Here is a 22123-nt window from a genome sequence, read left to right on the forward strand (position 1 = left end):
ACCGCCCGCCTCCGTTGCACGATGGCTGCATGCTGCTGACCCGGCTCGCGCACGTGTCCCAGGAGGTCGCCGCCACCTCGGCGCGGTCCCGGAAGATCGCCCTGCTCGCGGAGCTCTTCCGGGACGCGGAGGCCGACGACGTCCCGATCGTCATCCCGTATCTGGCGGGCCGCCTGCCACAGGGCCGGCTCGGCATCGGCTGGAAGGTGCTGAGCCGGCTGGTCGATCCAGCATCGGAACCCACCCTGACCGTGCGCGAGGTGGACGCCCGCCTCACCGCTCTCGGCAAGGTGTCGGGCACCGGCTCGCAGGTCGAACGGGCGCGCCTGGTGGGCGAGTTGATGGGTGCGGCCACCGCGGACGAGCAGCGCTTCCTGTTCGGTCTGATCACCGGCGAGGTCCGGCAGGGCGCGCTGGACGCGGTCGCCGTGGAGGGTCTGGCGGAGGCGACCGGCACACCTCCGGCGGACGTACGGCGGGCGGTGATGCTGGCCGGTTCGCTCCAGACGGTGGCGGAAGCCCTGCTCGCCCAGGGCCCCGCCTCCCTCGACCGGTTCCGGCTGACCGTGGGCCGCCCGGTCCTGCCGATGCTCGCGCACACCGCCTCCTCCGTCGCCGAGGCCGTCGGGAAACTGGGCGAGTGCGCGGTCGAGGAGAAGCTGGACGGCATCCGTGTCCAGGTCCACCGCGACGGCGAGACCGTACGGCTCTACACCCGCACGCTCGACGACATCACCGACCGCCTCCCCGAACTCACCGCAGCGGCCCTGGAGTTGAGAGGCGAGCGGTTCATCCTGGACGGTGAGGTCATCTCCTTCGACGCGGACGGACGGCCGCGCTCCTTCCAGGAAACGGCCGGCCGGGTGGGCTCCCGGGTGGACGTGGCCACGGCCGCCGAGACCGTCCCCGTCTCCCCCGTGTTCTTCGACGCGCTGTCCGTCGACGGCCACGACCTGCTAGACCTGCCCTTCGCCGAACGACACGCGGAACTGGCCCGGTTGGTGCCGGAACCGATGCGCGTCCGCCGCACCCTCGTCTCCGGCCCGGAGGACATCCCCGCGGCGGATGCCTTCCTCACCGAGACCCTGAGGCGCGGCCACGAGGGAGTCGTCGTCAAGGGCCTCGACGCCTCCTACAGCGCTGGCCGCCGGGGCGCCTCCTGGCTGAAGGTGAAGCCCGTCCACACGCTCGACCTGGTCGTGCTGGCCGCCGAGTGGGGCCACGGCCGCCGCACCGGCAAGCTCTCCAACCTCCACCTCGGCGCCCGCAACCCCGACGGCTCCTTCGCGATGCTCGGCAAGACCTTCAAGGGCATGACCGACGCCGTGCTGACCTGGCAGACCGAGCGCCTCCAGGAGCTGGCCGTGGAGAGCGACGGGCACGTGGTGACCGTACGGCCCGAACTCGTCGTAGAGATCGCGTACGACGGACTGCAGAGGTCGACCCGCTACCCGGCCGGTGTCACGCTCCGCTTCGCGCGGGTCGTGCGCTACCGCGAGGACAAGCGGCCGGAGGAGGCCGACACCGTGGAGACACTGCTGGCCGCACATCCGGAGGTGAAGCCGTGAGCGGGACGGGAAAACGGAGCGCCGGGCTGCTGTTGTTCCGGCACACCGATCGCGGTCTGGAGGTGTTGCTCGGGCATATGGGTGGCCCGTTCTTCGCACGGCGGGACGCGGGCGCGTGGAGTGTGCCGAAGGGTGAGTACGAGCCCGACGAGACCGCCTGGGACGCGGCCCGGCGCGAGTTCCGGGAGGAGCTGGGGCTCGCGCCGCCCGAGGGCGAGGCGATCGAGCTCGGCGAGGTGCGGCAGACCAACGGGAAGGTCGTCACCGCGTGGGCGATCGAGGCCGATCTCGATCCGGCGACCGTGGTGCCCGGCACGTTCCGGATGGAGTGGCCGCCGAAGTCCGGGCAGGTCCAGGAGTTCCCGGAGCTGGACCGGGTCGAGTGGATGGACCTCGAACGGGCGCGGGCCGTCGTCGTCAAGGCGCAGGCCACGTTTCTCGACCGGCTGGCGGAGCACTCGGACTGAGCAAGCCCGCACGCGTTGCGGCCGTCCCCGCCACGCGGGAAGGTCGAAGGACAGCCCGCACCAGGAGGTCAGCCATGCCCATCGCGACGGTCAACCCGGCCAACGGCGAGACACTCAAGACGTACGAGGCCATGGGTGACGAGGAGATCGAACGCCGGCTCCGGCTCGCGGAGGCCACGTTCCGTACCTACCGCACGTCCTCCTTCGCCGAGCGCGCCCGGCTCATGCACCGGGCCGCCGACCTGCTCGACGAGGATCAGCAGGACATCGGCCGCATCATGACCACCGAGATGGGCAAGCCGGTCAGGCAGGCCCGCGCGGAGGCCGCCAAGTGCGCGAAGTCGATGCGCTGGTACGCCGACCACGCACAGGAGCTGCTCGCCGACGAGGAGCCCGCCGCCTCCGACGTGAAGGACTCCGGCGCCTCGCGGGCGCTGGTCCGCTACCGGCCGCTCGGCCCGGTGCTCGCGGTGATGCCGTGGAACTTCCCGCTGTGGCAGGTGATCCGCTTCGCGGCACCCGCGCTGATGGCGGGCAACGTCGGTCTGCTCAAGCACGCCTCGAACGTCCCGCAGACCGCCCTCTACCTGGAGGACCTGTTCCACCGCGCGGGCTTCCCCGAGGGCGCCTTCCAGACCCTCCTGGTCGGCTCCGGCGCGATCGAGGAGATCCTGCGCGACGAGCGGGTGAAGGCGGCCACCCTCACCGGCAGCGAACCCGCGGGGCGGGCGGTCGCGTCCGTCGCCGGGGACATGGTCAAGAAGACGGTGCTGGAGCTGGGCGGCAGCGACCCCTACGTCGTCATGCCGTCCGCCGACATCGACCGGGCGGCGAAGACCGCGGTGACGGCGCGGGTGCAGAACAACGGGCAGTCGTGCATCGCCGCCAAGCGGTTCATCGTGCACACGGATGTCTTCGACGCGTTCGCCGAACGGTTCGTGGCCGGCATGAAGGCGCTCACCGTCGGTGATCCGCTGGCGGAGGAGACCGAGGTCGGACCGCTCGCGAGCGAACAGGGCCGCAGCGATCTGGAGGAACTCGTCGACGACGCCGTGGAGAGCGGCGCGACCGTGCTGTGCGGCGGCGAGCGGCCCGACGGGGACGGCTGGTACTACCCGCCGACCGTCCTCGCCGACATCACCCGCGAGATGCGGATCCACCGTGAGGAGACGTTCGGGCCCGTCGCCACGCTGTACCGCGTCGCCGACCTCGACGAGGCGGTCCTGGTCGCCAACGACACGCCGTTCGGGCTGAGTTCCAACGTCTGGACCCGGGACGAGGCCGAGGTCGACCGTTTCGTACGGGATCTGGAGGCCGGCGGAGTCTTCTTCAACGGGATGACCGCGTCCCATCCGGCGTTCCCGTTCGGCGGGGTGAAGCGGTCCGGGTACGGGCGGGAGCTGTCGGGGCACGGAATCCGGGAGTTCTGCAACATCACAACGGTATGGCACGGAGCGTGAGCGTTCCGCGGCTACGATCCCCCGTGTGAACCGCGAAGTGACTCTGCCTCTGATCGTCGACGACCGCGGGACCTTGCAGGTGGCTGCCGCGGATGTCAGCAAGCTTTTGCGTACCGTGGGTGGGCGGTGGCTGCACCTTGTCGAGGCCGGTGAGGAGGGGCTCGATGAGGACACGGTGGCTGCGTTGACGATCGAGTTGGCGAAGTTGGCCGATCGGATTGACGTGGCTTGTATCGCCCACAGCAGTGGGGGTTCTGGTTGATCGCGACTGCGGGTCCTATGTGGCTGGGCGCGCCCACGCGGCGGAGCCGCAAATAGACACAGCCCCGCGCCCCTGGGCGGGGTTGCCGAGCGTTGACCAGAAGCTCGCCTCATAAGCCTTGAGCAAGGTGCTGTACGCGGTCACCAAACCGTCATTCACCTTGCCCGCCCGGATCGCCGCCGTCGCCCTTTGTTCCAATTCCGGGGACGGCTCGGCGAAGAGGTCGAAGAAGCCGCACGCTTCCTCCGTGAAGCCGTAGTGCTCACGCAGCGCGCCCGCGATCGTCGCGCAGTAGCCGCCCCATTCCGCGAAGTTGGACGTCAACGCCCGTACTACGTCCGTCGGTTCCGCGTTGAGGGCCAGCCACGCCACATATGCCGGGTACGCCTGACAGCCCGCCAGCGGCTCATAAGTCCGCAACCGGGCCTCGTCCACGCCGCACGCCTCCGCGAACGCGATGAGCCGCTCGCCTGCCATCGCCTCGCCCTCCGCCAGGAACTCGAAGAATTCGGCCGCTTCCGGAGTGGCCGTCCCGCGTTGCGCCAGATGCAGGAAGGCGCGGCGGTCGGCCGGGATGACGCGGTGCTGTTCCAGGGCCAGGGTTGCGAGGGTTTCTCGCGGGGCGGTGCCGGTCTCGATCCGGGCTACCAGAGGGTTGGTGGTCATGGCGTCCTTCTTCGGCCGGGGTCCGGATACTGATCCGACCTTTACACAGGGTCCCTGAATTGGAGTAGTCCACCGAGAGATCGTCGCCCTCAAGGGTGATCGTGGGTGCACCACCCTCTGAGGTGAACCACCTTCTGACCGGCGGGCGAAGGCCTTCCGGAAGGCGAAAGCAGGGACGGTTCATGGCGACTTTGTGCAAGCCCTCGGTGTCGGTTCCCGAGCACGTGATCACGATGGAGGAGACGCTGGAGCTGGCGCGCTCCCGTCACGCGGACCACCCCAACCTGCCGCTGGCCCTCCGGCTGATCGAGAACACCGGTGTGCGTACCCGGCACATCGTGCAGCCCATCGAGGAGACCCTGAAGCACCCCGGGTTCGAGGACCGCAACAAGATCTACACGGCCGAGGCGAAGGCCCGGGTCCCGGCGGTGGTGCAGCGGGCACTCGACGAGGCCGAGCTCCTCACCACGGACATCGACGTGATCATCTACGTCTCGTGCACGGGCTTCATGATGCCCTCGCTCACGGCCTGGCTGATCAACGAGATGGCCTTCGAGTCCACCACCCGCCAGATCCCGATCGCCCAGCTCGGCTGCGCGGCCGGCGGCGCGGCGATCAACCGGGCGCACGACTTCTGCACGGCGTACCCGGACGCCAACGCGCTCATCGTGGCCTGCGAGTTCTGCTCGCTGTGCTACCAGCCGACCGACCTCGGCATCGGCTCCCTGCTGTCCAACGGGCTCTTCGGCGACGGCATCGCCGCGGCCGTGGTGCGCGGGCGGGGCGGCACGGGCATCCAGCTGGAGCGCAACGGGTCGTACCTGATCCCCAAGACCGAAGAGTGGATCATGTACGACGTGCGGGCCACCGGGTTCCACTTCCTGCTGGACAAGCGGGTGCCGGCCACCATGGAGCCCCTCGCACCGGCGCTCCAGGACCTCGCGGGACTGCACGGCTGGGACGCGGCCGACCTGGACTTCTACATAGTCCACGCGGGCGGGCCTCGAATACTCGACGACCTGAGCAAGTTCCTCCAGGTCGACCCGCACGCGTTCCGGTTCAGCCGGGCCACCCTCACCGAGTACGGCAACATCGCCAGCGCCGTCGTCCTGGACGCGCTGCGCCGGCTCTTCGACGAGGGCGGCGCCGAACACCGGGCGCGCGGACTGCTCGCCGGGTTCGGACCCGGCATCACCGCCGAGATGGCCCTGGGCCGCTGGCACAACGACGACCGAGAGACGGCTTGAGTACGGCATGACTGAAGAGACGCTCACCGAGACCCTGCCCCCGGTCCGGCCCTGGCCGGCCCTCGACCTGACCGGGGTGGACTTCGACCCGGTCCTCGCCAAGCTGATGCGGGAGGGTCCGGTCAACCGGATCAAGCTGCCCAACGGCGAGGGCTGGGCGTGGCTGGTCACCCGGCACGAGGACGTGCGGATGGTCACCAACGACCCCCGGTTCAGCCGCGAGGCGGTGATGGACCAGCCGGTGACCCGGCTCGCCCCGCACTTCATCCCGGCCCGTGGCGCGGTCGGCTTCCTGGACCCGCCGGACCACACCCGGCTGCGGCGCTCGGTCGCCCCGGCGTTCACGACGCGCGGGGTGGAGCGGGTGCGGGAGCAGTCCCGGCTGCTGCTCGACGAGTTGGTCGACGAGCTGATCCAGGACGGACCCCCGGCCGATCTCACCGCGACCGTGCTGAGTCCCTTCCCGATCGCGGTGATCTGCGAGCTCATGGGCGTGCCGGCGGCCGACCGGCACGGCATGCACACCTGGACCCAGCTCATCCTGTCCTCCTCGCACGGCGCCGAGGTCAGCGAGCAGGCCAAGCAGGAGATGGGCGCCTACTTCGGCGATCTCATCGGTCTGCGGGAGGGCAGCGACGGCGAGGACGCCGCCTCGCTGCTCGGCGCCGCCGTGGGCCGGGAGGAGATCACCCTGGAGGAGGCGGTCGGGCTCGCGGTGCTGCTGCAGATCGGCGGCGAGGCGGTCACCAACAACAGCGGGCAGATGTTCTATCTGCTGCTGACCCGCCCCGATCTCGTCGAACGGCTGCGCGCCGAGCCCGAGTCGAGGCCCCAGGCCATCGACGAACTGCTGCGCTACATCCCGCACCGCAACGCGGTCGGGCTGTCCCGGATCGCCATGGAGGACGTGGAGATCCGTGGGGTCCGGATGCGGGCGGGCGACCCGGTGTACGTGTCGTACCTGGCCGCCAACCGCGACCCGGACGTCTTCCCCGACCCCGAGAAGATCGACTTCTCGCGCAGTCCGAACCCGCACGTGTCCTTCGGTTTCGGCCCGCACTTCTGTCCCGGCAACATGCTGGCGCGGATGGAGTCCGAGCTGCTGGTGGACGCGCTGCTGGACCGGCTGCCGAGGCTCCGGCTCGCCGTACCGGCCGATCAAGTGCCGTTCAAGAAGGGCGCGTTGATCCGCGGTCCCGAGGCACTGCCCGTGACGTGGTGAGGTGCCGATGACGGCGACGGAGGGGCTGCTCGTACCGCCGGGGCACGGCCGGATCGTACAGACACCCGCGCAGCACGTGACGTTCAAGGTGACCGGCTCGCACTCGCGGACGGCGTCCACCTTCGAGGTGGTGGTGCCGCCGGGGTTCGACGTCGGGGCCCATGTGCACACGCGCAGCGAGGAGTTGTTCTACGTGCTCGAAGGCGAGCTGGACGTGCTCGCCTTCGAGCCGCGCATCCGGACCCCGGACAACTGGCAGCGCTGGGAGTCGAGTTCGGGCACCCGGGTGGTACGGGCGACACCGGGCACGGTGATCGTCGTACCGCCCGGTTGTCCGCACGCGTTCGCCAACCCCACGGAGACGCCCGCGAAGATGTTCTTCCAGGCGTCTCCGCCGCCCGACCACGAGCGGTATTTCGAGGAGCTGCTGGAGATCCTCGGGAGCGGGGGTCCGCCGGATCACGCGGCGATCGAGGAGCTGCGCGCGCGGTACGACATCGAGCAGCTGACGCCCCTCAAGCACCGTTGACCCTCCGGCGCGGACGGTAATCCAGTTGATCGGCGCGGAGAGGCTCGGCTAGGAAGGGCCCATGCTGCGAGGAAACAGGATCGGGCTCCGGGCCACGCGGGAGTCGGACGTCCCGATCCTGCACGCCGAGTTGTACGACGACGTGGAGACGAGGTCGAGAGCCGACTCACGGCCCTGGCGGCCCCTCCCGCCGGACCCCGCGACCTCGCCCTTCGCGGCCACCGAGCCCGACGAGGATGCCGCCCCCTTCTCCGTGGTGTCCCTCGACCACGACGAGTTGGCGGGCGCCGCGGGGTTGTGGGGCATCGACACCCACAACAGAAGCGCCCACCTGGGCATGTCGTTGCGGCCGGGGTTCCGCGGCCGCGGTCTCGCCGCCGACGTCGTGAAAGTCCTGTGCACATATGGCTTCACGGTCCGCGGCCTGCACCGCCTCCAGCTGGAGACCCTGGCCGACAACACGGCGATGATCCGGGCGGCCTCCCGCGCCGGTTTCACCCAGGAGGGCAGGCTCCGCGGCGCGGCGTGGGTGAACGGCGAGTTCGTGGACGAGGTGATCCTCGGGTTGCCGGCCGAGGACTGGAACCCCGGTGCGCACGAGCGCCCTGAAGGGGCGGGGGGCTGAATCGATGTGCGGCTCCGCCGCGTGGGCTCGTCCAGCCCCCACCGCCCCGCACCCGAATCTCAACGAATGGGCATCCCCGACAACGTTCTGGCGATCACCAGCCGCTGAATCTCACTGGTGCCCTCGAAGATCGTGTAGATCGCCGCATCCCGGTGCATCCGCTCGACCGGATACTCACGGGTGTACCCGTTCCCACCGAGGATCTGGATCGCCTGCGCGGTCACCTTCTTCGCCGTCTCGCTGGCGAACAGCTTCGACATCGACCCCTCGGCCGCCGTGAACTGCTTGCCGTTGACCGCCATCCAGGACGCCCGCCACACCAGCAGCCGAGCCGCGTCGATGGACGTACGCATGTCGGCGATCTGGAAGGCGACACCCTGGTTGTCGATGATCGGCCGGCCGAACTGCTCGCGGGTCTTCGCGTAGTCGAGGGCGACCTCGTAGGCGGCGCGAGCCGTGCCCACCGCCATGGCGCCGACCGCCGGGCGGGACGCCTCGAACGTGGCCATCGCCGCGTTCTTCACGCGCTCGCCGCCGCCCGCCTTGGCGCGCTCACGGGCGCGGGCGAGGCGCTCGTCCAGCTTCTCCTTGCCGCCGAGCAGGCAGGAACCGGGGACGCGGGCGTTCTCCAGGACCACCTCGGCGGTGTGCGAGGCGCGGATGCCGTGCTTCTTGAACTTCTGCCCCTGGGACAGACCCGGCGTGCCGGCCGGGACGATGAAGGAGGCGTGGCCCTTGGAGCCGAGGTCCGCGTCGACGACCGCGACGACGACGTGGACGTTGGCGATACCGCCGTTGGTCGCCCAGGTCTTGGTGCCGTTGAGGATCCACTCGTCCTTGGCCTCGTCGTAGACGGCACGCGTGCGCATGGACGCCACGTCGGAACCGGCGTCGGGCTCGGAGGAGCAGAAGGCGGCGACCTTCACGTCGTTGGCGTCGCCGTACATCTGGGGGATCCAGGTGCCGATCTGCTCCTCGGTGCCGTTGGCGAGGACGCCGACGGCGGCCAGGCCGGTGCCGACTATGGAGAGGGCTATGCCCGCGTCGCCCCAGAACAGTTCTTCCATGGCCATCGGGATGCCGAGGCCGGTGGGGTCGAAGTACTGCTGGGCGTAGAAGTCCAGGGAATAGATGCCGACCTTCGCGGCTTCCTGGATGACCGGCCAGGGAGTCTCCTCACGCTCGTCCCATTCGGCGGCGGCGGGGCGGATGACATCGGCGGCGAAGCCGTGCAGCCAGTCCCGCACCTCCTTCTGTTCGTCGTTGAGTTCCATGGTGAACTCGGCCATGACTCCTCCAGCAGCGCACTAGCATGTTACTTGCGGTAACTACAGAGTCTGTTACCGACGGGTAGGAAAAGTCAACTCCCGATGACGTCTCGGCAGCCCGTTCGAGGCGTGTGGCACGTTGAGTGTTAGTTTGCGCAGGCGTTACCGATTCAGCACGGGTGGGGAGAGACCATGGACACCACGCAGCGGACCGATCAACAGCGGTCCGCCGACCGCCGACGGCGCGAGCTGTTGGAGGCCGCGGACAGAGTGGTGCTGCGTGACGGACCGCAGGCCTCGATGAACGCGATCGCGGCGGAGGCCGGCATCACCAAGCCGATCCTGTACCGGCACTTCGGTGACAAGGGTGGACTGTACGCGGCGCTCGCCAAGCGGCACACGGACGCGTTGCTGTCTTCTCTGCGGGCCGCGCTGGACGCCCCCGCCGAGCGTCGGGAGCGGGTGGAGGCCACGCTCGACACCTACCTCGCGGCGATCGAGGCGCTGCCTCAGGTGTACCGGTTCCTGATGCACCCCGTCGAGGGTGGGCAGACCGCGGACCACGGGTTCGACACGGGGAATCACTCCGTTCCGCTGCTTCGGCGGATGGGGGAGGAACTCGCTCAGGTCATCGAGGAGCGGGTGGATCTCGGGCCGAACAGTCAGCAACTGGCCCGTGTGTGGGGGCATGGGATTGTCGGGATGATGCATGCGGCGGGTGACTGGTGGCTCGGTGAACGGCCTTGCTCCCGGGCTGAGTTGGTGCGGAGTCTTGCCGACCTGTTGTGGGGGCGGTTGGCTGCCGCCGGGGACAAGGTTGGTGGGCCCGGGTTCTGAGGTCGTATGGAAAGTGCGGGCCGGTGGGGGCTGGTCGCGCAGTTCCCCGCGCTCCTTAAGACAAAGACCTGAAGTCAGCGGTGCCATGAAGCTCGGGCTGCCTGTCGCATCAAGCGTTTGTGGCGCCAGCCCGTCACGCGGTCCGCGTACACCCGTCCCTCCACGTGGTCGTACTCGTGTTGAAGGCAGCGAGCGAACCAACCCGTTCCCTCCACGGTGATCGGTTCGCCGGTTGCCGTGAAGCCCTCGACGACCGCGTGGTCGTAGCGTTCCGTTCCCGCCTCCAGGCCCGGCAGGGACAGACATCCCTCCGGGCCTCTCAGGACCACACCGTCCGCCTCGACCAGGCGTGGGTTCACCACGTGGCCGAGGTGGCGGGTCTCCTCGTCGTCGGGGCAGTCGTAGACGAACACCCGCAGGGATTCGCCGACTTGGTTCGCGGCGAGGCCCACGCCCTGGGCCGCGTACATCGTCGCGAACAAGTCCTCTACGAGGCGGGCGAGTTCGGGGCCGAAGTTCGTGACCTCCTCGCACGGGGCATGCAGGAGGGGGTCGCCGAGCAGGGTGAGGGGACGGACTCGCCCGTGGGCGCCCGGGATGGAGCCGTATCGCATGGGCGCAAGGGTACGGTTCTCTACGGCGCACGCCCGCCGCGAGGCGTTCGCGGTGCCGCGGTTCGGGCACTGATAAGGATCTCGATAGGCTGAGGTCCACACCACGTTGCCGGAGGCAGAGGCGCGGCGCGTACGCAAGGAGGATCGAGAACTGATGGCAGGCAACTCGGACCCGCTCACGCCGCGGGCCAAGCTGGCCGTGACGGCGGGCAAGGCGGTCGCGGCGGCATCGCGTGCCGCGGGGCGGGGCAGCGGATCGGTGATCGGCGGCCGAGTGGCACTCAAACTCGACCCCGACCTCCTCGCCCGGCTCGCGCAGAGCCTTGATGTGACCCTGGTCTCGGCCACCAACGGCAAGACCACGACCACGCGGCTCATCGCCGAAGCGCTGGGGGCCGCCGGTCCCGTCGTGTCCAACGCGCTCGGTGCCAACATGCCCGCCGGTATCACCTCGGCGCTGGCCGGCGGCTCGGACGCCAAGTTCGGGGTCATCGAGGTCGACGAGAAGTACCTCGCCGGCGTCGCCCGGGACACCGACCCCAAGTGCATCGCGCTGCTCAACCTCTCCCGTGACCAGCTGGACCGCGCGGCCGAGACCCGCATGCTCGCGGAGAACTGGCGTGAGGGGCTTGCCGGTTCGAAGGCCGTCGTCGTCGCGAACGCGGACGATCCGCTGGTCGTGTGGGCCGCCTCCTCCTCCCCCAACGTGATCTGGGTCGCCGCCGGGCAGATGTGGAAGGACGACGCCTGGTCGTGTCCTTCGTGCGGTGGCGTGATGCAGCGGCCCGGTGACGACTGGTTCTGCGGCGAGTGCGGATTCCGGCGGCCCACGCCGAGTTGGGCGCTCTCCGGGGACCATGTGCTCGATCCGCACGGTTCTGCTTGGCCCATCCACCTCCAACTGCCGGGGCGTGCCAACAAGGCCAACGCCGCGTCCTCCGCCGCCGTCGCCGCCGTGTTCGGGGTGCCGCCGCAGGTCGCCCTGGAGCGCATGTACCGCGTGCAGGCCGTCGCCGGGCGCTACGACGTCGTCCAGTTCATGCAGCGCGACCTGCGCCTGCTGCTGGCGAAGAACCCGGCGGGCTGGCTCGAAACGTTCAGCCTGATCGATCCGCCGCCGACCCCGGTGATCCTCTCGGTGAACGCGCGCGGCGCCGACGGCACCGACACCTCCTGGCTGTGGGACGTCGACTACACGCGACTGACCGGCCACCCCATCTTCGTCGTCGGCGACCGCAAGCTGGACCTCGCGGTCCGTCTGGAAGTGGCCAACCAGCACTTCCAGGTCTGCGACAACCTCGACCAGGCCGTACAGCAGGCCCCGCCCGGCCGCATCGAGGTCATCGCGAACTACACCGCGTTCCAGGACCTGCGCCGCCGCGTCGGCAACTGAGACCCAGAACCCCCAGAGGACGAATGACCATGAGCGACAACCAGCTCCGTCTGGTGTGGATCTACCCCGACCTGCTGAGCACCTACGGCGACCAGGGCAACGCCCTCGTCGTGGAACGCCGGGCGCGGCAGCGCGGCCTCGACGTGGCCCGGCTGGACGTGCGCAGCGACCAGCCGATCCCGACCTCCGGCGACATCTATCTCATCGGCGGCGGTGAGGACCGCCCGCAGCGGCTCGCGGCCGAGCGGCTGCGCCGGGACGGCGGCCTTCACCGGGCGATCGGCAACGGCGCGATCGTCTTCTCGGTGTGCGCCGGCTACCAGATCCTCGGCCACGAGTTCATCAACGACCTCGGCCAGCGCGAGCCCGGCCTCGGCCTGCTCGACGTGGTGTCGGTGCGCGGCGAGGGCGAGCGGTGCGTCGGCGACGTCCTCGGGGACATCGACCCGCGCCTGGGCCTGCCGCCGCTCACCGGTTTCGAGAACCACCAGGGTGTCACCCACCTCGGCCCCTCCGCGCGCCCGTTCGCGCAGGTGCGGCTCGGCAAGGGCAACGGCACGGGCGACGGCACCGAGGGCGCGTACAACGACACGGTGTTCGGTACGTACATGCACGGGCCCGTGCTCGCCCGCAACCCGCAGATCGCGGACCTGCTGCTGAAGCTGGCCCTCGACGTCAACGCGCTGCCGCCTATCGACGACCGCTGGTACGAGGCGCTCCGCAACGAGCGCATCGCCGCAGCTCAGCAACCCGCGTAAGCGGCCCGTACACCTGGTCTTCGGGTGCGGGCAACCAGCCCGTCTGACGCCTCGTCCGCGCAGGTGAGCGGGGTCGTCCAGCAGGCGGACGCACGCTACGACCCCGCCCCCTCCTGCCGTTAGGGTGGCGGGGATCGTGCCGGACAAAGTGGTCCGGTCCCGCCCACGTTGAGAAGGTTCTTTCGGGCTATGCGCATTGGTGTGCTCACGTCCGGCGGCGACTGCCCCGGCCTGAACGCCGTCATCCGGTCCGTCGTGCACCGCGCCGTCGTGGACCACGGCGACGAGGTCATCGGCTTCCGGGACGGCTGGAAGGGCCTCCTGGAGTGCGACTACCTCAAGCTCGACCTCGACGCGGTGAGCGGCATCCTTGCTCGCGGCGGCACCATCCTCGGTTCCTCCCGGGTCCAGCCCTCCCATCTGCGGGACGGCGTGGAGCGGGCCCGGGGCCATGTCGAGGAGCTCGGCCTCGACGCGATCATCCCGATAGGCGGCGAGGGCACGCTCAAGGCCGCCAAGCTGATGTACGACGCCGGGCTCCCGATCGTCGGCGTCCCCAAGACCATCGACAACGACATCGCCGTCACGGACGTCACCTTCGGCTTCGACACGGCCGTCGGTGTCGCGACCGAGGCGCTCGACCGGCTCAAGACGACCGCCGAGTCCCACCAGCGCGTCCTCGTCGTGGAGGTCATGGGCCGGCACACCGGCTGGATCGCCCTGCACTCCGGCATGGCGGCCGGCGCCCACGCCATCGTCGTACCTGAACGCCCCTTCGACATCGAGGAGTTGGCCGCGCGCGTCGGCGAACGCTTCGAGGCGGGCAAGCGCTTCGCGATCGTCGTCGCTGCGGAGGGTGCGAAGCCTCGCGCGGGCTCCATGGAGTTCGACGAGGGCAAGAAGGACGTCTACGGCCATGAGCGCTTCGCGGGGATCGCGCGGCAGCTGTCCATCGAGCTGGAGGAACGGCTCGGCAAGGAGGCGCGGCCGGTGATCCTCGGGCATGTGCAGCGTGGGGGTACGCCTACCGCGTACGACCGTGTGCTCGCGACCCGGTTCGGGTGGCATGCGGTGGAGGCCGCTCACCGTGGGGAGTTCGGGAAGATGACCGCGCTTCAGGGGACCGACATTTTGATGGTGCCGTTGGCTGATGCGGTCGAGACTCTTAAGACCGTGCCCGCTGATCGGTATGAAGAGGCCGAGTGCGTGCTCTGAACGCCGTGAGGTGATTCGTCGGGTGCGGGTCGCGCTGTGGCTGGTCGCGCCCACGCGGCGGAGCCGCAAATGTCACAGCCCCGCGCCCCTGGGTGGGTGCACTTGCCCCCGGTCGCAGAAGTGACCGGGGGCAGTTCTAGTCTGGTGCGGACAGACGACGCACACCCCCACGAATCAGGAGCCGTCCGATGGATCACGGCGGGCACGGCATGACCATGGATCTGCCGCCGTTCACGTTGGGGCGCGGACTTGAGTGGTCGGCCGACCCGTTCTTCCTCACCGCCTGTTTGCTGGGGCTGGGGCTGTACGGCTGGGGGGTCGTGCGGTTGAAGCGGCGCGGGGACTCGTGGCCCGTGGGGCGGACGATCTCGTACGTCATCGGGGTGCTGACCGTCGGGCTCGTGATGTGCACCAAGCTCAACGACTACGGCATGGTCATGTTCAGCGTGCACATGGTGCAGCACATGATCATCAGCATGCTGTCGCCGATCCTGCTGCTGCTCGGTGCTCCGATCACCCTCGCGCTGCGGGCGCTGCCGCCTGCGGCCAGGGGTCGGAAGGGGCCCCGCGAGCTGCTGCTGATGTTCCTGCACAGCCGGTACATGAAGATCATCACGCATCCCGCGTTCACGATCCCGCTGTTCATCGCGAGCCTGTACGCGCTGTACTTCACGCCGATCTTCGACTTCCTGATGGGCTCGAAGACCGGGCACATCGCGATGATGGTGCACTTCCTCGCCGTGGGCGTGGTGTTCTTCTGGCCGATCATGGGCGTGGACCCGGGGCCGAACCGGCCGGGCTATCTGATGCGGATGCTGGAGCTGTTCGCCGGGATGCCGTTCCACGCGTTCTTCGGCATCGCGCTGATGATGGCGTCGGAGCCGATGGTCGAGACGTTCAAGCACCCGCCCGCCTCGCTCGGCATCGACGCGCTCTCCGACCAGAACGCGGCCGGCGGTATCGCCTGGGCGTTCAGCGAGATCCCCTCCGTGCTGGTGCTGATCGCCCTGCTGTTCCAGTGGTACGGCTCGGAGCAGCGGCAGGCCAAGCGGCAGGACCGGGCCGCCGACCGGGACGGCGACAGGGAACTTGAGGCGTACAACGCCTATTTGGCCTCATTGAACACACGAGGCAATTGAGCGCACGCGGCTCACTGAACGGAGAATTCGTTCAGTAGCATAAAGCGCGATGGGGGAACCGCGACCGGGGGGAGCGGTAATGACATTTCGCGCGGTTGTGCAAAGGACCGGAATTGCAGTGATCCGCAGGATCGCCGTGCTGCTCGTCTGTGTCCTGGTCGTGAGTGGCTGCGGCGGGGGCGCACATACGTTCGCCGTAAAGGCGGTCGCCGTCGGAGTTCCGTCGCTCGCGCCTTTCTTCGACGAGAAACAGGGACTGGGCCACGACGCCGAGGTCCGCTCGCTGCCGGTGCGGGGCACCCTGCAGCAGGGAGACACACCCGGTCTGTACGGGGGCACCAGGCAGCCGACCATCTGTGACGTGGCGAAGCTCAAGAGGTTCCTGACCGATCCCGCGAACCACCGGAAGGCGGTGGCGTGGTCGTCCGTGCTCGGTATCACCACGGACCAGATCCCGGGCTATCTCGACCGGCTCACACCCGTACTCCTGCGTCACGACACTCTCGTACAGAACCACGACTACAAAAAGGGAAAGGCAACGCCCTACAACTCCCTTCTCCAGGCGGGAATCGCGATTCTCGTCGACGAGCAGGGGGAACCCGCCGCGAAGTGCTCGTGCGGAAATCCGCTGCGCCCGTTCAAGGGCGACGCGGGGAGGATTTCCGTCAAGTTCGCGGACGGCAACAGGAAGTGGCACGGATATGAGCCGTCCTCGGTGGTGGCCGTGCAGCCGGCGCCCCGGAAGATGGAGCGGCTCGCCCTCGTGGACGTCGGCGATCCCGATGTCGGCATCACGCGTCCGGTCGGTTCGACGGGCAGGCACGACAGCACCTTCGACACCCGGCGGCAGCACGCGGTGCCGAACCTCATGGGGGCCACGTTCGGGGAGGCTCGGCGGCAACTGGTGAGCAGCGGGCTGGCCGTGGGGTACGGAGGGAGCGCGGCGCCGTCCGACGACGCGCGGGTGACCGCGTCCAATCCGCCGGCGGGGACCGAGCTGAGGTTCGGGCAGTACGTGACGCTGACGGTGTCCGGCGGGACGAGCGGTGGAGCGACCGGGGCGACGTCCACTCCCCCGGCTCCGACGACCTCCGGACCGACGGTGGGCCCGCCGACGTCCACGGCACCGCCCTCCACGTCTCGGACAGCACCGCCCACGACCTCGTCGCCGCCTGCCTCACCGCCCTCGTCGCCGCCCCCGTCCTCGCCCAAGAGCAAGCCGCCGCCGTCGAGCAGCTCACCGCCGAGCAGCTCTCCCAAGACCGGTTCGCCCTCGGTGGTGACCAGTGCGCCCGTGACGAGCGCGCCGGTCACCACCAGCGCGGCGCCCGTGACGAGCGCCCCCGTGACCAGTAGCGCGCCCGTCACGAGCAGCGCCCCCGTGACGAGCAGCGTGCCCATCACGAGCGAACCGGTCACCAGAGACCCCGTGACCGGCACCCCCGCCGCGACCGAGACATGACGCGGAACCGGGAGGGGGACACCGGATGCCTCAGGGATCGCCGACGTCGGGCGTGGGCCGGGTCATCGCCGGCCGTTATCTCCTGCTGAACCGGCTGGGCAGTGGCGGTATGGGACATGTGTGGCTCGCACATGACCAGCGGCTGGCCTGTGAAGTCGCGCTCAAGGAGATCGTGTTCAGCAACCCGGCCTCCGCCGGCGCCGAGCGGGAGGCCCGGGTGGCCCGCGCCCAGGCAGAGGCCCGGCACGCGGCGGGGCTGCGCGGCCACCCCCATGTGGTGACCGTCCACGACGTACTGGAGCACGACGGGCTGCCGTGGATCGTCATGGAGTATGTGGCGGACGCCGTCGACCTGCGCGACCTGGTCGGCCGGCAGGGCCCGCTCGCCCCGGCGGAGTGCGCCCGCATCGGGCTCGCCGTGCTCGACGCGCTGACCGCCGGGCACGAGCGGGGCGTCATGCACCGGGACGTGAAACCGGCGAACATCCTGCTCGCGCCGGACCGCACCGGTTCGCCGTACGCCCGGGTCCTGCTCACCGACTACGGCATCTCGGTGCAGCCGGACGGCGGGGAGACGCGGTACACGCTGACGTCCGTGCTCGTGGGCACGGCGGGCTATCTGGCGCCGGAGCGGGCCACGGGCGGGCCGCCGACGGCCGCCGCCGACCTGTTCTCGCTGGGCTGCACGCTGTACCACGCGGTCGAGGGCCACGGCCCCTTCACCCGTGAGTCCCCGCTCGCCGAGGTCACCGCCGTGGTCATGGAGGACCCGCTGCCACCGGCCCGCGCGGGCGCCCTGGCACCGGTGCTCCACGCGATGCTGGAGAAGGATCCGCTACGGCGGATTCCGGCGGCGGAGGCGGAGGCGGCGCTGTCGCGGATCGTGACGCCGCAGGCCGAGGCGGAGGCGTACGCCCGCACGCAGACGGACCTGGGTTCGGAGTCCCCCTGGGAGGGGCGGCCCGCGCCGGTGCCGGTGGCGATGCCTACGCAGGCCTCGCCGCCGTACGGATACGGGGTCCCGGCGGCCCAGCCCTCCCCCGCGGGCCGGCGTCGGCGTCCTCGGCCCCGGGTCCTCCAGTCCGTCCTGGCGGGGCTGCTCGGGCTCGTTCTGGCCCTGGGCGGTGTCTGGTACGCGATGGCTCATCAGCCGCCCGGCAAGGAAACCGGCAAGAAGGGTCCGCCGTACGGCACGGCCGTCGGGCTCTCCGCGCCGCTCAAGGACGGCGACTGTGTCACCGCCGACTGGCCGGGCGGGCATCGCTTCCGGGGGACGCCGCGGCTCGCCGTGGACGCCGGCTGCCGGACGACGGTGCCGGACGGGCAGGTGATGGCGTTCGTGTCCACCGCGTCCGCGGGCGAGGCGCGGAAGGTCGGCGCCGACCGGTGTGCGCAGCGGACGCAGGAGATGCGGGAGAAGCTCGCGGACGTGCGGGGCTACGCCGTCGTACCGACCGACACGGGTTTCGAGGCGGCCGGACACCGCACCGCCTGTCTGGTGCTGGGCGCGCACGGGCCGGTCTACGGGCCGCTCGGCAGCCACCGCACCCTCGGGTCGGCGTTCGCGGACACGTCGACCATGCAGAAGCGGGACTGTCTGGACGTGCCCTCGAACCGGGCGGCGAGCCTGGTCTCCTGCGCCGGAAAGCACGACCAGGAAGTGCTCGGGTTCACCCGGTTGGGCGCGGACGTCACGCTGGCCCAGGCGCGCACGCGGTCGGACGCGGCCTGCGCACAGGACGTCCCGCCGGCCGACTACGGCTTCGATCCGTCGGTCTACCAGGCCGCCTCCTGGACCAGTGAGGGACCGTGGAAGTCCGGCACTCATTTCGTCGTGTGCGCCGTGCGGAAGCAGAACGGGGGCACCATGGAGGGGGACGGACCATGAGGAGGGTGTCGCGATGCCCGGTTCCACGAAGACCATGGGGGTGATCACCGTCGGCGGGCTGGTGGTGGTGACGGCCTACACGGTGGCGCTCGGCAGCAACGGCTGGCTGTGGTTCGGCTGGGTCGTGCTGGGGCTCATCACCCTGGGGATGGTGGCCACGCGCAGCACCTGAGGGCTCATCACTGCTCGCTCCGGCGGCTCGCCGAGTGCACGCCCGGCTGGTACTTCGGCAGCCGGGCGGTGATCTTCATGCCCGCTCCTACGGCGGTCTCGATGACGAGGCCGTAGTCGTCGCCGTAGACCTGGCGGAGCCGGTCGTCGACGTTGGACAGGCCGATGCCGCCCGAGGGGCTGACCTCGCCCGCCAGGATGCGGCGCAGCAGGTCGGGGTCCATGCCGGCGCCGTCGTCCTCGATGACGACCAGTGCCTCGGCGCCGGCGTCCTGCGCGGTGATGCTGATGCGGCTCCTGCCCGCTGCATTCACGGCCTTGCCTTCGAGGCCGTGTTTCACGGCGTTCTCCACGAGCGGTTGCAGGCACAGGAACGGGAGCGCGACCGGAAGTACCTCGGGGGCGATCTGGAGCGTGACCGAGAGCCGTTCCCCGAAGCGGGCCCGGACCAGTGCCAAGTAGTGGTCGATGGCGTGGAGTTCGTCGGCGAGGGTGGTGAAGTCGCCGTGCCTGCGGAACGAGTAGCGGGTGAAGTCGGCGAATTCGAGGAGCAGTTCGCGGGCGCGCTCGGGGTCGGTGCGGACGAACGAGGCGATCACCGCGAGCGAGTTGAAGATGAAGTGCGGGGATATCTGGGCCCGAAGTGCCTTGATCTCGGCCTCGATCAGCTGGGTGCGGGACTGGTCGAGATCCGCCAACTCCAGTTGGACGGAGACCCACCGCGCGACCTCTCCGGCGGCCCGGACCAGCACGGCTGACTCGCGCGGCGCGCAGGCGACCAGCGCGCCGTGGACCCGGTCGTCGACGGTGAGCGGGGCGACCACCGCCCAGCGCAGCGGGCAGTCCGGAGCAGCGCAGGTGAGCCGGAACGCCTCGCCGCGGCCGGTCTCCAGCGGGCCCGCGAGCCGCTCCATGATCTCGGCCCGGTGATGGTCACCGACGCCGTCCCAGGCGAGGACCTGCTTCTGGTCGGTCAGGCAGAGCGCGTCGGTGCCGAGCAGCGTGCGCAGTCTGCGGGCCGAGCGGCCGGCCGTCTCCCCGGTAAGGCCCGCGCGCAGCGGCGGTGCGGCGAGGGAGGCGGTGTGCAGGGTCTGGAAGGTGGCGTGCTCGACGGGGGTGCCGAGCCCGCCGAGGCTCTCCGGGCGCGCGGTGCGCCGCCCGAGCCAGAAACCGGCGGCGAGCAGCGGGAGTACGGCGACACAGAGGCCGGCCAGGAAACCGCTCATGTACCCGCCTCCGTCGCATGAGACGCTCTCACGCCTTCACCTCCACCCGCAGTTCCTCCGGCAGATGGAAGCGCGCCAGGATCGCCGCCGTTCCCGTCGGCACCCGGCCCGGCGTGGCCAGGGACACCAGCACCATCGTGAGGAAGCCCAGCGGTACCGACCAGAGCGCGGGCCAGGCGAGCAGGGCGTGCAGTGAGCCCGTGCCCGGGAAGCCGGCCATGGTCGCGGCCACGGCGGCGAACGCCGAGCCGCCGCCGACGAGCATTCCGGCCGCCGCGCCGGGCGGGGTGAGCCGGGTCCACCAGATGCCGAGGACCAGCAACGGGCAGAAGGAGGAGGCCGATACGGCGAACGCGAGTCCCACGGCGTCGGCGACGGGCAGCCCGCCGACCAGGACGCTCGCCACCAGGGGGACGACCATGGCGAGGACCGTGCCGAGCCTGAAGTGCCGTACCCCGCGCGACGGGAGGACGTCCTGGGTGAGGACTCCGGCGACGGCCATGGTGAGTCCCGAGGCGGTGGACAGGAACGCGGCGAAGGCGCCGCCCGCGACCAGCGCGCCGAGCAGATCGCCGCCGACCCCGCCGATCATGCGGTCGGGCAGCAGGAGGACGGCCGCGTCGGCGTCGCCGGTGATGGTGAGTTCGGGGGTGTAGAGGCGGCCGAGGGCGCCGTAGACGGGTGGCAGAAGGTAGAAGGCGCCGATGAGGCCGAGGACGGCGACAGTGGTGCGGCGGGCGGCGACGCCGTGCGGGCTGGTGTAGAAGCGGACGACGACGTGCGGCAGGCCCATGGTGCCGAGGAAGGTGGCGAGGATGAGGCCGTACGTGGCGTACAGCGGGCGTTCCTCGCGGCTCGCGGCGAGCGAGGTGGACATGCCGCCGTTGGTGCCGCGGTCGGCGACGGGGACGGTGGCGCCCTTGGCGAAGGTGAGGCGGGTACCGGCTCCGATGTGGTGGGTGCCGGTGGGGAGTTGGAGCCGCTCGGCGCGGTGGCGGCGGCCGTCGACCGTGCCGTTCACCGTGACGGTCAGGGGGCGGTCGAGTTTGAGGTCGAGGGTGTCGTCGACGCGGACGACGCGCTGTTCGCGGAAGGCGGCCGGTTCCTCGAAGGCGTGCCGGGGTGCTCCGTCGCTCTGCCAGGCGAGGACCAGGAAGAGGACGGGGACGAGCAGCGCGGTGAGCTTCAGCCAGTACTGGAAGGCCTGGACGAAGGTGATGCTGCGCATGCCGCCCGCGGCGACGGTCGCGACGACCACGACGGCGACGATCAGCCCGCCGAGCGAGTCGGGCGCGCCGGTGAGGACGGTCAACGTCAGCCCCGCGCCCTGGAGTTGGGGCAGGAGGTACAGCCAGCCGACCCCCACGACGAAGGCGCCCGCGAGGCGTCGTACGGCGTGCGAGGCGAGCCGGGCCTCGGCGAAGTCGGGGAGGGTGTAGGCGCCGGAGCGGCGCAGCGGGGCGGCGACGAACAGCAGCAGGACCAGGTATCCGGCGGTGTAGCCGACCGGGTACCAGAGCATGTCGGGGCCCTGGACGAGGACCAGGCCCGCGATGCCCAGGAAGGAGGCGGCGGAGAGGTATTCGCCGCTGATGGCGGCCGCGTTGAGGCGGGGGCCGACGGTACGGGAGGCGACGTAGAAGTCGGAAGTGGTGCGGGAGATGCGCAGGCCGAAGGCGCCGACGAGGACGGTCGCCACGACGACGAGGGCGACCGCCGGTACGGCGTAGCTGGAGTTCACGCGCCTCAGCGGTCCTCTACGAGGCGTACGAAGTCGCGTTCGTTGCGTTCTGCGCGGCGCACGTACCAGAGGGCGAGCAGGACGAGCGGGGCGTAGAGGCAGAAGCCGAGGATCAGCCATTCGAGGCGGCGGGAGCCCGGGGTCGCCGCGAACACCAGGGGCAGCGGGCCGACGAGCAGGACCAGGACCGCGAACACCATGAGGGCGGCGCGGAGTTGGGTGCGCATGAGGGAGCGGACGTAGGTGTGGCCGAGGGTGGTCTGTTCGTCGATCTCGGTGCGGGGGCGGGAGTAGCCGGAGGCGCGCCGGGTGCGGCGGGGTGGGCCGGTGACGACGACCCTGCGTTCGCTGGGTTCCTGAGGCAC

Annotated in this window: 22 protein-coding genes; 16 read left to right on the plus strand and 6 right to left on the minus strand. The window is 70.3% G+C overall.

The features are described 5' to 3' along the window. Positions 1 to 29: 29 nt before the first annotated feature. The 4 genes from ACWDEW_RS21635 to ACWDEW_RS21650 all read left to right on the plus strand — a co-directional run bounded on the left by ACWDEW_RS21635 (position 30) and on the right by ACWDEW_RS21650 (position 3757). Positions 30 to 1568 carry an ATP-dependent DNA ligase gene (locus ACWDEW_RS21635; protein WP_450514585.1) on the plus strand — a complete coding sequence of 513 codons (1539 nt, stop codon included), beginning with the start codon at positions 30 to 32 and terminating at the stop codon, positions 1566 to 1568. Then, on the plus strand, positions 1565 to 2035 hold the full coding sequence (locus ACWDEW_RS21640) for an NUDIX domain-containing protein (protein WP_450514586.1): 471 nt from the start codon (positions 1565 to 1567) through the stop codon (positions 2033 to 2035). Before ACWDEW_RS21635 ends, ACWDEW_RS21640 begins: the two co-directional genes overlap by 4 nt. 74 nt (positions 2036 to 2109) lie before the next feature. Continuing rightward, positions 2110 to 3495, plus strand: a complete 1386-nt coding sequence (locus ACWDEW_RS21645) for an NADP-dependent succinic semialdehyde dehydrogenase (protein ID WP_450514587.1) — start codon at positions 2110 to 2112, stop codon at positions 3493 to 3495. Positions 3496 to 3520: 25 nt separating this feature from the next. After that, positions 3521 to 3757 (plus strand): DUF6213 family protein, encoded by a 237-nt coding sequence (locus ACWDEW_RS21650; RefSeq protein ID WP_450514588.1) that lies wholly within the window; start codon positions 3521 to 3523, stop codon positions 3755 to 3757. Between the two features lie 15 nt (positions 3758 to 3772). On the opposite strand, the gene ACWDEW_RS21655 is transcribed toward ACWDEW_RS21650, so the two are convergent. Further along, positions 3773 to 4423 carry a thiaminase II/PqqC family protein gene (locus tag ACWDEW_RS21655; protein ID WP_450514589.1) on the minus strand — a complete coding sequence of 217 codons (651 nt, stop codon included), beginning with the start codon at positions 4421 to 4423 and terminating at the stop codon, positions 3773 to 3775. Between the two features lie 182 nt (positions 4424 to 4605). On the opposite strand from ACWDEW_RS21655, the gene ACWDEW_RS21660 reads away from it, so the two are divergent. From ACWDEW_RS21660 to ACWDEW_RS21675, 4 genes are all read left to right on the plus strand, one after another. Next, the gene (locus tag ACWDEW_RS21660; protein WP_329245056.1) at positions 4606 to 5670 is read left to right on the plus strand and encodes a type III polyketide synthase; all 1065 of its coding nucleotides are present in this window, start codon (positions 4606 to 4608) and stop codon (positions 5668 to 5670) included. Positions 5671 to 5677: 7 nt separating this feature from the next. Beyond that, on the plus strand, positions 5678 to 6892 hold the full coding sequence (locus tag ACWDEW_RS21665; RefSeq protein ID WP_450514590.1) for a cytochrome P450: 1215 nt from the start codon (positions 5678 to 5680) through the stop codon (positions 6890 to 6892). Positions 6893 to 6899: 7 nt separating this feature from the next. Next, positions 6900 to 7421, plus strand: a complete 522-nt coding sequence (locus tag ACWDEW_RS21670; protein WP_450514591.1) for a cupin domain-containing protein — start codon at positions 6900 to 6902, stop codon at positions 7419 to 7421. Positions 7422 to 7482: 61 nt separating this feature from the next. Next, on the plus strand, positions 7483 to 8046 hold the full coding sequence (locus tag ACWDEW_RS21675) for a GNAT family N-acetyltransferase (RefSeq protein ID WP_450514592.1): 564 nt from the start codon (positions 7483 to 7485) through the stop codon (positions 8044 to 8046). Between the two features lie 59 nt (positions 8047 to 8105). Here ACWDEW_RS21675 and ACWDEW_RS21680 read toward each other — a convergent pair whose 3' ends face one another. Continuing rightward, positions 8106 to 9335, minus strand: a complete 1230-nt coding sequence (locus ACWDEW_RS21680; protein WP_359610369.1) for an acyl-CoA dehydrogenase family protein — start codon at positions 9333 to 9335, stop codon at positions 8106 to 8108. Between the two features lie 171 nt (positions 9336 to 9506). Here ACWDEW_RS21680 and ACWDEW_RS21685 point away from each other — a divergent pair, with 171 nt between their 5' ends. Then, entirely contained in the window at positions 9507 to 10151 is a 645-nt protein-coding gene (locus tag ACWDEW_RS21685; protein ID WP_399119716.1) for a TetR family transcriptional regulator, read from the plus strand. A gap of 74 nt (positions 10152 to 10225) precedes the next feature. Here ACWDEW_RS21685 and def read toward each other — a convergent pair whose 3' ends face one another. Further along, positions 10226 to 10765 carry a peptide deformylase gene (gene def / locus ACWDEW_RS21690; protein ID WP_450514593.1) on the minus strand — a complete coding sequence of 180 codons (540 nt, stop codon included), beginning with the start codon at positions 10763 to 10765 and terminating at the stop codon, positions 10226 to 10228. A gap of 154 nt (positions 10766 to 10919) precedes the next feature. On the opposite strand from def, the gene ACWDEW_RS21695 reads away from it, so the two are divergent. The 7 genes from ACWDEW_RS21695 (at position 10920) to ACWDEW_RS21725 (ending at position 18792) form a co-directional block, all read left to right on the plus strand. Beyond that, on the plus strand, positions 10920 to 12158 hold the full coding sequence (locus tag ACWDEW_RS21695) for a Mur ligase family protein (protein WP_406462508.1): 1239 nt from the start codon (positions 10920 to 10922) through the stop codon (positions 12156 to 12158). Between the two features lie 29 nt (positions 12159 to 12187). Next, a complete protein-coding gene (locus ACWDEW_RS21700; protein WP_450514594.1) occupies positions 12188 to 12916 on the plus strand; it encodes a type 1 glutamine amidotransferase in 729 nt (242 codons plus the stop codon). A gap of 189 nt (positions 12917 to 13105) precedes the next feature. Then, positions 13106 to 14131, plus strand: coding sequence for a 6-phosphofructokinase (locus ACWDEW_RS21705; RefSeq protein ID WP_043668541.1), 1026 nt, complete (start codon positions 13106 to 13108; stop codon positions 14129 to 14131). A 188-nt stretch (positions 14132 to 14319) separates the two neighbouring features. Continuing rightward, positions 14320 to 15270: a cytochrome c oxidase assembly protein gene (locus ACWDEW_RS21710; RefSeq protein WP_450514595.1), complete on the plus strand. Its 951-nt coding sequence runs from the start codon at positions 14320 to 14322 to the stop codon at positions 15268 to 15270. A gap of 118 nt (positions 15271 to 15388) precedes the next feature. Beyond that, the gene (locus ACWDEW_RS21715; RefSeq protein ID WP_450514596.1) at positions 15389 to 16732 is read left to right on the plus strand and encodes a DUF6777 domain-containing protein; all 1344 of its coding nucleotides are present in this window, start codon (positions 15389 to 15391) and stop codon (positions 16730 to 16732) included. A 25-nt stretch (positions 16733 to 16757) separates the two neighbouring features. Then, a complete protein-coding gene (locus tag ACWDEW_RS21720) occupies positions 16758 to 18620 on the plus strand; it encodes a protein kinase domain-containing protein (RefSeq protein WP_450514597.1) in 1863 nt (620 codons plus the stop codon). Positions 18621 to 18633: 13 nt separating this feature from the next. After that, complete coding sequence (locus ACWDEW_RS21725; RefSeq protein WP_019070924.1) at positions 18634 to 18792, plus strand: hypothetical protein; 159 nt, start codon at positions 18634 to 18636, stop codon at positions 18790 to 18792. 7 nt (positions 18793 to 18799) lie between these two features. On the opposite strand, the gene ACWDEW_RS21730 is transcribed toward ACWDEW_RS21725, so the two are convergent. Genes ACWDEW_RS21730 through ACWDEW_RS21740 form a run of 3 tightly spaced genes read right to left on the minus strand, consistent with a single transcriptional unit; the run spans position 18800 to position 22123 of the window. Continuing rightward, entirely contained in the window at positions 18800 to 20017 is a 1218-nt protein-coding gene (locus ACWDEW_RS21730; protein WP_450514598.1) for a histidine kinase, read from the minus strand. A 28-nt stretch (positions 20018 to 20045) separates the two neighbouring features. Continuing rightward, positions 20046 to 21758, minus strand: coding sequence for a sodium/solute symporter (locus tag ACWDEW_RS21735; RefSeq protein WP_450514599.1), 1713 nt, complete (start codon positions 21756 to 21758; stop codon positions 20046 to 20048). Positions 21759 to 21763: 5 nt separating this feature from the next. Next, complete coding sequence (locus tag ACWDEW_RS21740; protein WP_450514600.1) at positions 21764 to 22123, minus strand: hypothetical protein; 360 nt, start codon at positions 22121 to 22123, stop codon at positions 21764 to 21766.

It is taken from the genome of Streptomyces sp. NPDC001100 (assembly GCF_053598575.1).